General features: G+C 63.4%; 17 protein-coding genes. 15 read left to right on the forward strand and 2 right to left on the reverse strand.

Annotated elements, in window-relative coordinates; genetic code table 11:
- Positions 1-187 precede the first annotated feature (187 nt).
- The 6 genes from KU306_RS14845 (at position 188) to KU306_RS14870 (ending at position 4,139) form a co-directional block, all read left to right on the forward strand.
- Positions 188-826: a 50S ribosomal protein L1 gene (locus tag KU306_RS14845; RefSeq protein WP_007543501.1), complete on the forward strand. Its 639-nt coding sequence runs from the start codon at positions 188-190 to the stop codon at positions 824-826.
- The gene (locus KU306_RS14850; RefSeq protein WP_007543499.1) at positions 823-1,863 is read left to right on the forward strand and encodes a 50S ribosomal protein L10; all 1,041 of its coding nucleotides are present in this window, start codon (positions 823-825) and stop codon (positions 1,861-1,863) included. The genes KU306_RS14845 and KU306_RS14850 overlap by 4 nt, the downstream gene beginning before the upstream one ends.
- 24 nt (positions 1,864-1,887) lie before the next feature.
- Complete coding sequence (rpl12p, locus tag KU306_RS14855) at positions 1,888-2,223, forward strand: 50S ribosomal protein P1 (protein WP_258302382.1); 336 nt, start codon at positions 1,888-1,890, stop codon at positions 2,221-2,223.
- A gap of 149 nt (positions 2,224-2,372) precedes the next feature.
- Positions 2,373-3,599: a tripartite tricarboxylate transporter permease gene (locus KU306_RS14860; protein ID WP_258302383.1), complete on the forward strand. Its 1,227-nt coding sequence runs from the start codon at positions 2,373-2,375 to the stop codon at positions 3,597-3,599.
- A 91-nt stretch (positions 3,600-3,690) separates the two neighbouring features.
- Complete coding sequence (locus tag KU306_RS14865) at positions 3,691-3,870, forward strand: HVO_2753 family zinc finger protein (protein WP_007543494.1); 180 nt, start codon at positions 3,691-3,693, stop codon at positions 3,868-3,870.
- A 2-nt stretch (positions 3,871-3,872) separates the two neighbouring features.
- A complete protein-coding gene (locus KU306_RS14870) occupies positions 3,873-4,139 on the forward strand; it encodes an elongation factor 1-beta (RefSeq protein WP_007543492.1) in 267 nt (88 codons plus the stop codon).
- Positions 4,140-4,237: 98 nt separating this feature from the next.
- Here the strand turns inward: KU306_RS14870 and KU306_RS14875 are convergent, their stop codons facing one another.
- A complete protein-coding gene (locus KU306_RS14875) occupies positions 4,238-4,495 on the reverse strand; it encodes a glycine zipper domain-containing protein (RefSeq protein WP_007543489.1) in 258 nt (85 codons plus the stop codon).
- 126 nt (positions 4,496-4,621) lie between these two features.
- Positions 4,622-5,782, reverse strand: a complete 1,161-nt coding sequence (locus tag KU306_RS14880; RefSeq protein WP_258302384.1) for a cystathionine gamma-synthase — start codon at positions 5,780-5,782, stop codon at positions 4,622-4,624.
- A 183-nt stretch (positions 5,783-5,965) separates the two neighbouring features.
- On the opposite strand from KU306_RS14880, the gene KU306_RS14885 reads away from it, so the two are divergent.
- The 9 genes from KU306_RS14885 to KU306_RS14925 all read left to right on the forward strand — a co-directional run bounded on the left by KU306_RS14885 (position 5,966) and on the right by KU306_RS14925 (position 12,776).
- Complete coding sequence (locus tag KU306_RS14885; RefSeq protein ID WP_007543486.1) at positions 5,966-6,256, forward strand: 50S ribosomal protein L21e; 291 nt, start codon at positions 5,966-5,968, stop codon at positions 6,254-6,256.
- Positions 6,257-6,259: 3 nt separating this feature from the next.
- Positions 6,260-6,616 carry an RNA polymerase Rpb4 family protein gene (locus tag KU306_RS14890; RefSeq protein ID WP_007543484.1) on the forward strand — a complete coding sequence of 119 codons (357 nt, stop codon included), beginning with the start codon at positions 6,260-6,262 and terminating at the stop codon, positions 6,614-6,616.
- 53 nt (positions 6,617-6,669) lie between these two features.
- Complete coding sequence (locus KU306_RS14895; protein WP_007543482.1) at positions 6,670-7,257, forward strand: DUF655 domain-containing protein; 588 nt, start codon at positions 6,670-6,672, stop codon at positions 7,255-7,257.
- 43 nt (positions 7,258-7,300) lie between these two features.
- Positions 7,301-8,164 carry a 16S ribosomal RNA methyltransferase A gene (locus tag KU306_RS14900; protein ID WP_007543480.1) on the forward strand — a complete coding sequence of 288 codons (864 nt, stop codon included), beginning with the start codon at positions 7,301-7,303 and terminating at the stop codon, positions 8,162-8,164.
- Between the two features lie 3 nt (positions 8,165-8,167).
- Positions 8,168-9,424, forward strand: a complete 1,257-nt coding sequence (locus tag KU306_RS14905; protein ID WP_007543478.1) for a mechanosensitive ion channel family protein — start codon at positions 8,168-8,170, stop codon at positions 9,422-9,424.
- Complete coding sequence (locus KU306_RS14910) at positions 9,421-10,017, forward strand: HemK2/MTQ2 family protein methyltransferase (RefSeq protein WP_258302385.1); 597 nt, start codon at positions 9,421-9,423, stop codon at positions 10,015-10,017. The genes KU306_RS14905 and KU306_RS14910 overlap by 4 nt, the downstream gene beginning before the upstream one ends.
- Before the next feature lie 59 nt (positions 10,018-10,076).
- On the forward strand, positions 10,077-11,087 hold the full coding sequence (locus KU306_RS14915) for a vitamin-B12 independent methionine synthase (protein ID WP_007543474.1): 1,011 nt from the start codon (positions 10,077-10,079) through the stop codon (positions 11,085-11,087).
- The gene (locus tag KU306_RS14920; protein WP_007543473.1) at positions 11,084-12,157 is read left to right on the forward strand and encodes a methionine synthase; all 1,074 of its coding nucleotides are present in this window, start codon (positions 11,084-11,086) and stop codon (positions 12,155-12,157) included. The genes KU306_RS14915 and KU306_RS14920 overlap by 4 nt, the downstream gene beginning before the upstream one ends.
- Positions 12,158-12,278: 121 nt before the next feature.
- Positions 12,279-12,776 (forward strand): ester cyclase, encoded by a 498-nt coding sequence (locus KU306_RS14925; RefSeq protein WP_007543470.1) that lies wholly within the window; start codon positions 12,279-12,281, stop codon positions 12,774-12,776.
- Positions 12,777-12,862 lie beyond the last annotated feature (86 nt).

A 12,862-nucleotide genomic window follows, 5' to 3' on the forward strand; every position in this document is an offset into this window, starting at 1 on the left:
CACGTCGCGGCCAGCGGCTGCGCAGTCCGCGTGTGGTCTCTTGCCACGCGAAACGCCCGAATTCGGGCGTTTCGACGCCCTTTCTTCGACGGACTTAAGTCGAGCCTACTCGTCCTGCCGGACGAGGCAGGCAGCAGCCTGTTTCACTGACCCGTAGGAGCAATCCTGCGTACTACGGAGGTGAATAATGGCAGATACAATAGTTGACGCAGTCTCTCGCGCACTCGACGAGGCACCCGGGCGGAACTTCCGCGAAACGGTTGACCTCGCCGTGAACCTGCGCGATTTGGATCTTAACGACCCGTCAAAGCGTGTTGACGAGAGCATCGTGCTCCCGTCTGGCACCGGCCAAGACACCCAGATTGTGGTGTTCGCGACCGGTGAGACCGCGCTCCAAGCTGAGAGTGTCGCCGACGAGGTTCTCGGGCCCGACGAGCTCGAAGACCTCGGTGACGACACCGATGCGGCGAAGGACCTTGCCGACGAGACCGACTTCTTCGTTGCCGAGGCAGCACTGATGCAGGACATCGGTCGCTACCTTGGTACCGTCCTCGGTCCCCGCGGTAAGATGCCGACCCCGCTTCAGCCTGATGACGACGTCGCCGAGACGGTGAATCGGATGAAGAACACGGTGCAACTCCGCTCCCGCGACCGACGCACGTTCCACACGCGTGTCGGCGCGGACGACATGGATCCTGACTCGATTGCGGAGAACATCGACGTCATCATCCGTCGTCTCGAGGCGACCCTCGAAAAGGGTCCCCTGAACATCGACTCGGTCTTCGTGAAGACCACGATGGGCCCATCCGTGGAGGTGCCCGCATGAGCGAGTCCGGTGTCCGACAGACGGAAGAGATCCCTCAGTGGAAGCGTGAAGAAGTCGACGAACTCGTCGACTTCATCGAAGGCTACGAATCCGTCGGCGTCGTGGGCGTCGCGGGCATCCCGAGCCGACAGCTCCAGGCCATGCGCCGCGAGCTGCACGGCTCGGCCCAGGTGCGCATGAGCCGTAACACGCTCGTGAACCGCGCGCTCGACGAAGTCGACGACGGATTCGAGGAACTCAAAGAGTACGTCGCCGGACAGGTGGCGCTCATCGGCACGAACGACAATCCGTTCGCGCTGTTCAAGGAGCTCGAAGCGTCGAAGACGCCCGCGCCCATCAACGCTGGTGAGGTCGCTCCGAACGACATCGTCATCCCCGAGGGTGACACGGGTGTGGACCCGGGTCCGTTCGTTGGCGAACTCCAGCAGGTCGGTGCGTCCGCGCGCATTATGGACGGCTCCATCAAGGTGACCGAAGACTCCCAGGTCCTCGACGAGGGCGAGGAAGTCTCCGAGGAACTCTCCAACGTTCTCGCCGAACTCGGTATCGAACCCAAGGAGGTCGGTCTCGACCTTCGTGGCGTCTTCTCCGAAGGCGTCCTGTTCGAACCCGACGAACTCGAAATCGACGTGGACGAGTACCGCGCCGACATCCAGTCGGCCGTCGCCGCCGCGACGAACCTCTCGGTCAACGCGGTCTACCCGACCGCCCAGACCGCGCCGACGCTCATCGCGAAGGCGACTGGCGAAGCCAAATCCGTCGGTCTGTTCGCGAACATCGAGAGTCCGGACTTCATGCCGGAACTCGTCTCGAAGGCAGACGCCCAGCTTCGGGCGCTCGCCGCACAGATCGACGACGAAGAGGCGCTTCCCGAGGAACTCCGCGGCGTCTCCGCGCCTAGCGCGCCCGCCGCAGAGGAAGAAGAATCGACTGACGAAGAACCCGCAGAGACCGAAGCGGACGCCGATGCTGACGAGGACGCCGACGATGACGACGGCGACGAAGACGCAGGCGACGCGCTCGGCTCTCTGTTCTAACAACACACTACGAGGAACACAACAATGGAATACGTCTACGCTGCTCTCATCCTGAACGAGACGGACGAAGAGATCAACGAAGAGAACATCACCGCAGTGCTCGACGCTGCCGGTGTCGATGTCGAAGAGTCCCGTGTCAAGGCGCTCGTCGCCGCGCTCGAGGACGTCGACATCGAAGAGGCCATCGAGACGGCCGCCGCTGCCCCCGCTCCCGCTGCGGGCGGCGCTGGTGGCGAAGTCGAGACGGCTGACGACGACGACGAAGCCGACGCAGCCGAAGACGAGGCTGCCGACGAAGACGAAGGCGACGACGAAGACGAAGAGGCAGACGGCGAAGGCCTCGGCGCGCTCTTCGGTTAAACGCCACGAGTCTTCCGCCGCACACGCGGCGTAACTCGTCGAACAACTCTGATTTCTTTCGACACTGCGCGCAGAGCGACAGTACTCGCTACAGTCTGTGCCGCCCCACTGCGTAGCTTCATATCCCAAGCCGGGGCCATCGCGGTCCGATGTGGGAGATGCTCGGTTCGGACGGACCCGTCTTCGCGGGCGTCGCCGTGGGTATCCTCCTCGGCACGTGTTCCGGGCTCGTGCCGGGGCTTCACGCGAACGCCTTCGCACTCCTCGTGGCGAGTGTCGCGGCTCGCGTTCCGGGCCCACCGACGGCCGTCGCAGCAGCAGTCCTCGCGGCCGCGACCGTCCACACGTTCCTCGACATCGTTCCGTCGCTCGCGCTCGGCGTCCCCGACGCAGGACTCGCAGCCGGGTCGCTGCCGGGACACCGGCTCGTCCTCGGCGGGCGCGGACGCGAAGCGCTCCGTCTCTCGGCTGTCGGAAGCGGCGTCGCGCTGTGTCTCGCCGTTCCGATTGCAGTCCCGTTCACAGCGGCGGCGACGCAGGTCTACCCGGTGGTTCGCGAGCACCTCTGGGCAGTCTTACTCGCAGTCGTGGTCGCGCTCGTGTGGACCGAAGCGTCGACGCGAGCGCGCGTGGCCGCAGTCGTCACCATCGTCGCCGCATCGGCACTGGGGCTTGCTGTCCTCGATTGGCCCACGAATGGGCCGCTTCCAGTCGGCGGACTGTTGAGCCCGCTGTTCGCCGGATTGTTCGGCGTTCCCGTCCTCCTCGACGCGAAAGACGGGGCGGGAGTGCCACCACAGGGGGATGCCGCGCTTGCGATATCCCCGGCCACGCTCGCGCGGAGCATCTTCGCCGGAAGCGGCGGCGGTGCGCTCGTCGGGTACCTGCCGGGTGTCTCCGCTGGCGTGGCGGGGACGCTCGCGTTGGCTGCACTGCCGAGTGCCGACCAAGATACAGCCGCGCGGTCGTACGTCGTGGCCACGAGCGCCGCGACGACAGCGACGTCAGTGTTCGCGCTCTTCGCGTTGGCCGGGTTGGGGACGCCGCGAACTGGTGCGCTCGTGGCGCTCGTGGCGGCCGACCTCCCGTCGCGACTCTCGATTGCACTCCCCGTCACCCTCGTCGCGGGCGTCTGCGGGGCGCTCCTCGTCCCAACGCTCGGCGACCGCGTGTTGGCACTCGTCGGACGACTCGACCAACGGCGACTCGTCGCGGTGGTCTGTGTCTTCCTCGTCGCCTTGTCGTGGGCGTTCGCGGGCGCCGTTGGCGTCGTGGTGCTCGTCGTCGCCGCCGCCGTCGGACACCTTCCACCGCGACTCGGATGTCGGCGCGTCCACCTGATGTGCGTGCTCGTGACACCGCTCGCACTCGGATGAGGACATCCCTGCCGGGAAGCGTGTGACCGCGACACACCATTTGGAACCCGGAAAGACAACGGTTAAAAGTCGCGCCTCGGTTAGTCATCGTATGAGCGAGGCAGAACAGCGACACGCTCACCAGTGCGTGTCCTGTGGCATCAACATTGCCGGCATGAGCGCCGCGACCTTCAAGTGTCCGGATTGTGGCAAGGAGATTTCGCGTTGTTCCAAGTGCCGCAAGCAGAGTAACCTCTACGAGTGCCCCGACTGCAGTTTCCTGGGTCCATAACGATGGGAAAAGTAGCTGCTAAAATCAAGGTCATGCCGAACAGCCCCGAGCTGGACCTCGACGACCTCGAGGACAAGCTCGAAGATTCCCTCCCCGAGGGAGCCAAGATCAAGGGCTTCGAGCGCGACGACGTCGCGTTCGGTCTCGTCGCCCTCCTGCCGACGGTCATCGTCCCCGACGATGCCGGTGGCACCGAAGCTGTCGAAGAGGCGTTCACCGAAGTCGACGGTGTCGAAAGCGTCTCTGTCGAAAACGTCGGCCGTATCTGAACTGACGTCCGACCTTTTCAAAAACTCCATGCCGCAGAGCGGCTGCGCCGGGCAGCTTTTCGTTCGACTCGATGCCCGTCGTGGGTCGCGACGGTCGGTCAGCGGCGCTCCATCATGTAGAGACCGAGCACGACGCCAAGCGAGAGCCCGAGCAGTATCGCTACCGGGAACGACCCGACGGCGACGCCACTGATGCCGCCGAGAAGGAACCCAATCGAGAGGCCGACGCCGAACTGTTCGGCCTTGTGACTCGACTCCGCGTGTTCGTCGGAGTCCACGTCGACGTGCTCGGTCGGCTCCGTAGACTGTTGACTCTGTAGTACCTCTCCACTCACGGACACGGACTCTTGAGACATAGCTAGTGATTGTCCGTCACACTCAATAACCCTTACTCGGGTTCCCACGACGCGAAAATAACCGAATACGAGACTTACAGGACTTCTAGACCGCGTCTAAACAATTCAAAAAGAGGGTCGTGTCCCTCAGAATGCGGCGTCGAACGCCTGTTCGAGGTCGGCTTTCATGTCATCGACGTGTTCGATACCGACAGAGACTCGGATGAGGCCGTCGGTCAGGCCGGCTTCGAGGCGCTCCTCACGGGGAATAGCCGCGTGCGTCATCGCAGCGGGCTGTTCGATGAGGCTCTCGACGCCACCGAGACTCTCGGCGAGGGTGAACACCTCCGTCTCCTCGACGACGGTGGACGCTTGGTCGAGCGTGCCGTCTAGTTCGAACGAGAGCATGCCGCCGAAGTCGTCCATCTGTTCGGCCGCGAGGTCGTGCTGCGGGTGCGAGTCGAGACCGGGGTAGAAGACTTCAGAGACGGCCTCGTGGTCGTCGAGCCACGCAGCGAGTTCGCGGGCGTTGTCGCAGTGACGGTCCATTCGAACGGGGAGCGTCTTCGTCCCGCGGAGAACGAGGAAGCAGTCGAACGGCGAGGGCGTCGCGCCGACCGAGTTCTGGTAGAACGCAATTTCCTCGTCGAGTTCCTCGTCGTCGGTGACGAGCGCGCCGCCGACGATGTCGGAGTGGCCGCCGAGGTACTTCGTCAGCGAGTGCGAGACGATGTCTGCGCCGTGTTCGAGGGGGCGCTGGAGGTACGGCGTCGCGAAGGTGTTGTCGACGGCGCAGAGCGCGTCGACCTCGTGGGCGATGTCCGCAAGCGCTTCGATGTCGTTGACGCGCATGAGGGGGTTCGTCGGCGTCTCGACCCACACGAGCTCGGTGTCGTCGCGCACTGCATCGCGGACGGCGTCGTGGTCGGTCGTCTCGACGAAGTCGAATTCGAGGTCGTACTTCTCGTAGACCTGCGTGAAGATGCGGTGGGTCCCGCCGTAGACGTCGTTGCCAGCGACGACGTGGTCGCCCGCTTCGAGCAGGTTGAGTACGGTGTTGATTGCGCCCATCCCCGAGGAGAAGGCGCGGCCGTACTCGCCGCCTTCGAGGGCTGCGAGATTCGATTCGAGGTCGGTCCGCGTCGGGTTGCCAGTGCGCGAGTACTCGTAGCCGCGGTGGTCGCCGGGGCCGTCCTGTGCGTACGTCGAGTTCGCGTAGATGGGCGTCATGAGCGCCCCTGTCTCCTCGTCCGGTTCCTGTCCGGCGTGGATAGCGCGCGTCTCGATGCGTCGCTCGTCTTCAGCCATACGCGAACGGCCGCACCGACTCGGGTTAAGTCCGTCCCTCTCACTGCGCCGTCGACCCGCCGACCCGCCGACTACGGCCTGCCGACCGCCGACTACGGTGTGACACGACCACGCGCCTCGCCCACACGCGCGGTTCGTAACGTGCAATTTATAACGGCGACGCAAGTACTCGTTCTCACGACTATGCCGAGCTCCAACGGTCCGATGAAGGGGACGCGAGGAAAGCTTTCGAACAAACCACGCGAACGCGGTACCTCCCCGCCGCAGCGCTCTATCGCCGAATTCGACGAGGGTCAGAAGGTCCACCTCAACCTCGACCCGAGCGTGCGCGAAGGTCGCTTCCACCCGCGCTTCAACGGTCTCACCGGTGAGGTCGTCGGTAAGCAGGGTCGCGCATTCAAGGTCCAGATCAACGATGGCGGCAAAGAAAAGACCGTCATCGTCCGGCCTGCCCACCTGCGCGCCCAACAGTAAGCGATGACCATCTTCAAAGAGAAGCTCGACGAGGAGTATCTGACCATCTCAGAGGTCAAAGAACTCCTCGCCGAGGTCGAGGCCGACCGCGCTGCCGACGAAGAGCGCGAAATGCGCTACGAGCTGGCGCGTGCAATCGAGCACGTCAACCGGTTTGCCCACCTCGACCCCGAGGAATCTCGTGAACTCGTCGAGGAGCTCGCCGAGTTAGAGAAGGTCGACGCACCGACGGCGATCAAAATCGCGGACCTCCTCCCGGAGAACCGCGACGAACTCCGTGCGGTCTACGCTCAGCAGCGCTACGCGCTATCGGGCGACGAACTCGACGAGATTCTCAACGTCGTCGCGAAGTACGTCTGACCGCGCGACGGCGCGGCCAACTATTTAAATATCGGCTCACCGTAGTTACTTGCATGACAGCTTCGGAGAGCGGTGACGCCGATGCGACGGTTGAGTACGCTGTCTTGCTGGACGTACTCAGACATGGGCGTCGAAACGACGACCGGCGATTCGATTCGGCTCCGATAGCGTACGCACTCGGTGAGACGAACTTCCGGCTCTTGGAGTTGACACTCGAAGAGGACGCCGACGTGAGCATCGGCGACCGCGTCGCCATCGCACCGACCGCAGACCGCGAGTTGGTGCAGCGCGTCGAGGAGTCGTCGTTCGGCGACCTTTCTAATACGGCCTCCTCCGAGGTGGAGTACGTCGTCGAGGACATCGTCGACGCCGACGAGAAGCGGTTCGTCGACTTCTACAACGACGCCCAACCTATCACGCTCCGACTCCACCAGTTGAATCTCCTCCCCGGAATCGGGAAGAAGCTCCGAGACAAGATTCTCGAAGAGCGCAAGCGCTACGGCCCGTTCGAGTCGTTCGAAGACCTCGAAGAGCGTGTCTCTGGACTCCACCACCCGAAAGAAGTCATCGTCGAACGGATTATCGACGAACTCCACGACGACGACGTGAAGTACAAGACGTTCGTGCGAAACGACCAATAACCGGAACGGGACTTTTACCCGCGCCCGCCTGTTACTGCTGGCAATGACGAGCGACGGACGTGGCCAGACCCACGGAGACGCCGCGCGCGACCCGGACGCGCTCATCCGACGTGCAGGGGCCAGCGGTGACCCCGACCGCGACCAGCACTTTCTCGTCGACGACCGCGTCGTCGACCGAATCCCGACGTACCTCCCCGAGGACACAGACCTGTCTCACGTCCTCGAAATCGGAGGCGGGCCGGGCGTCCTCACGGACCGTCTGCTCGACGTGGCAGACCGCGTCACCGTCGTCGAACAGGACCGAACGTTCGCCGACCACCTGCGCCGTGAGTTCGCCGAGGAAGTCGAGGCCGGACGTCTCACAGTGCTCGAAGGCGACGCCCTCGAAATCGACCTCCCCGACTTTTCGGCGTGCGTCTCGAACCTCCCGTACGGTATCTCCTCGGAGATTTCGTTCCGCCTCCTTCCGGAGGGTAAGCCGCTCGTACTCATGTTCCAGAAGGAGTTCGGCGAACGGATGGCCGCCGAGTCCGGCACCTCGGAGTACGGCCGCCTCTCGGTGAGCGCACAGCACTACGGCGACGTCGACGTCTGCGAAATCGTGCCGCGCGAGGCGTTCGACCCGCAACCCGCTGTGCAGAGCGCTATCGTACGTATCGAACCGCGCGCGCCCGACTACGAGGTCGACGACGAGGAGTTCTTCCTCGACTTCGTGAAGGCGCTGTTTACCCAGCGTCGGAAGACCATCCGAAACGGGATTCGAAACACGCCACACATCTCCGGACTCTCGGACCCGGACGCGGTCGTCGAGGCCGCGGACGAGGACGTCCTTCGAAAGCGCGCCGGAAACATGGCGCCCGCGGAGTTCGCCGAACTCGCGCAACTCGCCGCCGACGTCGGCCTGTAGGTTATGTTCACTTCCTTGTTCGCCGCCTGGTCCACCGTGTTCGTATCGTCGCTCCTCCAAGGCGAGGCACCTCTCTCCACCATTCTCTCGTCGTTCGAAGCCAGAGCCGCTGCTAGCGTCGTTCTCACCATCACTGTGGCGGTTATCTGGCGACTCCTCGCGCGCCTCCACGACCGCGACATCGACGCGATTTCGTCGCCGGTGTGGCACCTCGGAGTCACGCTCTTACGACTCGTCGTGGCTATCGGTGGCGGCAGCCTTCTTGTCGTCATCTGGCCAACGAGCGCCGAGTTCAGTGCGATATCCGAGCAGTACGGCCTCGGCACGGAGACGCTCGCTCGGTTGGCGCTCTCGATGATACTCGCCGTCGGCGCGTACGTGTTGACGACGGTCATCGGCCGGTTCATCAGGGAGATTGCGAGTACTCGCCCGGAGATATCTGACCACCAGCGGGAGATTATCTATCGACTGACGCAGGTCACGACGTATCTCGTCGCACTCGTCGGTATCCTCGGCGTCTGGAATGCGAACCTCGGTGGCATCCTCGTCGGTGCCGGATTCCTCGGCATCGTGGTCGGGATGGCTGCCCGACAGACGCTCGGTGCCCTGCTCGCGGGCTTCGTCCTCATGTTCTCGCGCCCGTTCGAAATCGGCGACTGGGTCGAAGTCGGAAACCACGAGGGTATCGTCACCGAAATCACGGTCGTGAACACTCGCATCCAGACGTTCGACGGCGAGTACGTCATGATTCCCAACGACGTGGTGAGTTCCGAGAGCCTCGTCAACCGGAGTCGAAAGGGGCGTCTCCGCCTCGACGTCGAGGTCGGCGTCGACTACGGCACCGACTTGGAACGGGCCGCGACGGTGGCACAGGAGGCAGTCGAAGACCTCGACGAAGTACTCTCGGTGCCGAAGCCACAGGTCGTCGCGAAGCGATTCGCCGACTCCGCAGTCGTTCTCGGGGTGCGCCCGTGGATAGACCGGCCGAGCGCACGCCGGAAGTGGCGCGCACAGACGGCGGTCATCAGCACGATTCACGAGGAGTTCCAATCGGAGGGTATCACGATACCGTTCCCGCAGCGCGAACTCTCGTCGCGTGAGCGGACCGGCCCAGTTCGGCTCACGGAACCGGCGGAGTCGCCCGCGGAGAGAAACGGCCAGCAGTCAGACGGTCAGAAAGCAGATGAGAGGAAAGCAGATGACCAGAAACCCGACACCAGTGCGGAGCAGGCCGATGCGAACCCGGAGGACAGCCGATGACTGACCTCGCAGACCGCCGCGGTGTGAACACCACCGTCTACCAGCCCGCGGAGGATTCTGGACTGCTCGCGAAGGCAGCGGTCAGTCGCGTGTCGGGACGCGTCCTCGAAGTCGGAACAGGGTCGGGATGGGTCTCGGAACAACTCGTCCGAAAGACCGACGCCGACGTCGTCGCGAGCGACCTGAACCCTCACGCGTGCCGACAGGCAGCAGAACGAGCCGCCGCGCTCCGACAAGAGGGCGAACGCGGCTTTCAGGTCGTTCGCGGGAACCTCGTCAGTCCATTCCGAGACGACTCGTTCGACGCCGTCGCGTTCAACCCGCCGTATCTCCCGGCGGACCCGGACGCCGAGCGCGACGACTGGATGGAGACGGCGCTCACCGGCGGCGAAGACGGACGCGCCGTCATCGACCCCTTCCTCGACGCGGTCGGACGCGTTCTTAAGCCGGACGGGGAGGCGCTGCTTCTCGTCAGTAGTCTTTCGGGCTACGACGACGTGCTGGACCGCGCCGAGGCAAACGGCTTTTCGCACGAAGTCGTCGTCCAGGAGTCGTACCCGTTCGAGACGCTGACCGTCCTCGCACTAAAATAACTCTGGCGCATTTGTTGATACAGGAAATATTATAGCCCGTCATTTCGAAACGAGGAGTGATGACCGAACTCGTCTCGACCACACCGGGACTGTATCCGCTCCCGGATTGGGCGAAACAGGAGCTCTCCGACCTGAAAGGCCACCAGAAACACGACCTTATCTCCGGCAACGAAGGGTCCGATATCGTCGCGGCGTACGACCGCGCTCGCGAGGAAGTCGTCTCCGAGCAAGTCGACGCGGGTCTCGACCGCGTCGTCGAGGGGCAACTTCGCTGGGACGACATGCTCGCGCACCCGCTGACGGTCCACGAGAACGTCGATACCGGCGGTATCGTTCGCTACTACGACAACAACAACTTCTACCGCGACCCGCAGGTCCGCGGCGAACTCACTTTCTCGGGCGACGTCGCGGCCGAACTGGACGCCACCGCCGACCTCCTCGGCGACGACGACTCGCTGCAGGCCGTCCTCCCCGGCCCGTACACGCTGGCCGAACTCGCGACCGACGAGTACTACGGCGACGAAGCCGAGTTCCTCGACGCCGTCGGCGACTTCCTCGCCGACGAGGTGGACGCGTTCCCCACCCACGAGACGCTGTTCCTCCTCGAACCGTCCTTGGTGTTCTCGCCACCGGGTGAGGACGTCGACGCGCAGGTCCCGGAGGCCATCTCCGCCATCTCCGACGCGACCGACGCGGACGTGGTCGTCCACACGTACTGGGGCGCACTCGAAGAGAAAGTGTACGCCCACCTGATGGACGCCGACGTGGACGCACTCGGCTTCGACTTCGTCGCCGGCGACCGCAACCAGACGCTCTACAACATCAACGAGTACGGTACGAAAGACGACATCGCGCTCGGCCTCGTCGATGGACAGAACACGCTCGTCGAGAGCCCCGAGACGGTTCGCGAGCGCGTCGATTGGACCCTCGACCAGGTGCAGAGCCAGACGTTCGACACCGCCTACGTGACTTCCAACACCGAACTGTTCTACCTGCCGGAGAACCGCGCGACCGAGAAACTCAGTGCGCTCGCCGCTGTCGCCGACGCGGAAGTGGAGGTGGAAGCATGAGCCGCGACGTCGAAAACCGCGAGCAGTTCCGCCCCGAGAACCACGACAACGAGCACTTCCTGCTCACGACCGTCGTCGGGTCGTACCCGAAGCCCAAGTGGCTCAACCGCGCGACCGACCTCGCGGAGGACCCCGACTCGAAGTTCACCGAAGAACACCTCCACGAGGCGCACGACGACGCCTGTCGCGTCATCACGCACGAACACGAACGCGCCGGCCTCGACACCGTCGTCGACGGCGAGATGCGCCGCAACGAGATGGTCGAGTTCTTCGCCCATCGGATTCCGGGCTACGAGTTCAACGGCCCGGTGAAAGTCTGGGGCCACAACTACTTCGACAAGCCCTCGGTAATCGACAAAGTCGAGTACGACGAACCGTGGCTCGTCGACGAGTTCGAATTCACCAGCGACGTGGCATCTAAGCCCGTCAAGGTGCCCATCACGGGACCGTACACCCTCGCGAGCTGGTCGTTCAACGAACACTACGACAGCGAGGAAGAACTCGCGTACGCGCTTGCTGACCTCGTCAACGAGGAAATCGAGCAACTCGTCGAGGCGGGCGCACGCTACATCCAAATCGACGAACCCGCGCTGGCGACGACGCCCGACGACCACGCTATCGTCGGTGAGTGTCTCGAACGCATCGTCTCGGGCGTCCCGGACGAGGTGCGCGTCGGTCTCCACGTCTGTTACGGCGACTACTCGCGCATCTACCCCGAACTCAACGACTACCCCATCGACGAGTTCGACGTCGAACTGTGCAACGGCGGCTACGAGCAAATCGACGTGTTCACCGAACCCGAGTTCGAACCGGACCTCGCGCTCGGCGTCGTCGACGTCCACACCGCCGACGTCGAGACCGTCGAGGAAATCAAGGAGAACATCAAGCAAGGGCTGAAGGTCGTCCCACCGGAAAAACTCACCATCTCGCCCGACTGCGGTGTGAAACTGCTTCCCCGTGAAGTGGCGTACCAGAAGATGGAGAACATGGTCACGGCCGCCCGCGAAGTCGAAGCCGAACTCGACGCGGGAGAAATCGACCTCGCTGCGCCCGTCCCGCAGGCTGACTAACTGTCGGAACCAGCCGGCCGGTTGACTGATTTTTTGAACGGTGCCAACTCGCGCAGCGCGGTACTCTCGTTTCACAGAATATTTGTGAATTGTTAACACGAAACACTGCATATTGGGTGCTATGGCATCCGAATCAGTCGCGCCGACCACCGAAAACGTCGAACTCTGTCGTCGGTACGTAGAGGACTTCATCAACACCGGAGACCGCGCAGTCGCCGCGGACACGCTTCACACAGACGTGGTTTCACACCAGTTAGGCGTCGACGTGGTCCGAGAGGGACGCGACCCGCTCGTCGACCAGTTACTCGCCTTCCGCGATGCGGTACCGAACTGGCACCTGACGATAGACGACACCATCGCACAGGACGACCGCGTCATGTTTCGGATAACCGCTCGCGGAACGCCGCAGAAGGCGTGGGGGAACCTCGTGCCGACGGGGAAGTCGTTCGAGCAACCGGCGTTCTTCCTCTTCCGCGTCGAGGACGGCCGCATCGTCGAGCAGTGGAACATGGTGAATCTGATGGGTGTTGCTCGCGACCTCGGGATGATGCCACCGGGCCCACGCGTCATCGCGAAGATAGTTGCCCATCGAATTCGCTCGCGACTCGGCACAACGTAGGTGAGGCTCAATCGACCCAGTTACCCGTATTTTTCTGGGTATCATATTTGTGAATATCAGAGAAACATTCATTCTCATTGATGGAA

Origin of the sequence: Haloferax larsenii (assembly GCF_024730625.1) — an archaeon.
In the GTDB taxonomy this organism is placed as follows: Archaea; Halobacteriota; Halobacteria; order Halobacteriales; family Haloferacaceae; genus Haloferax; species Haloferax larsenii.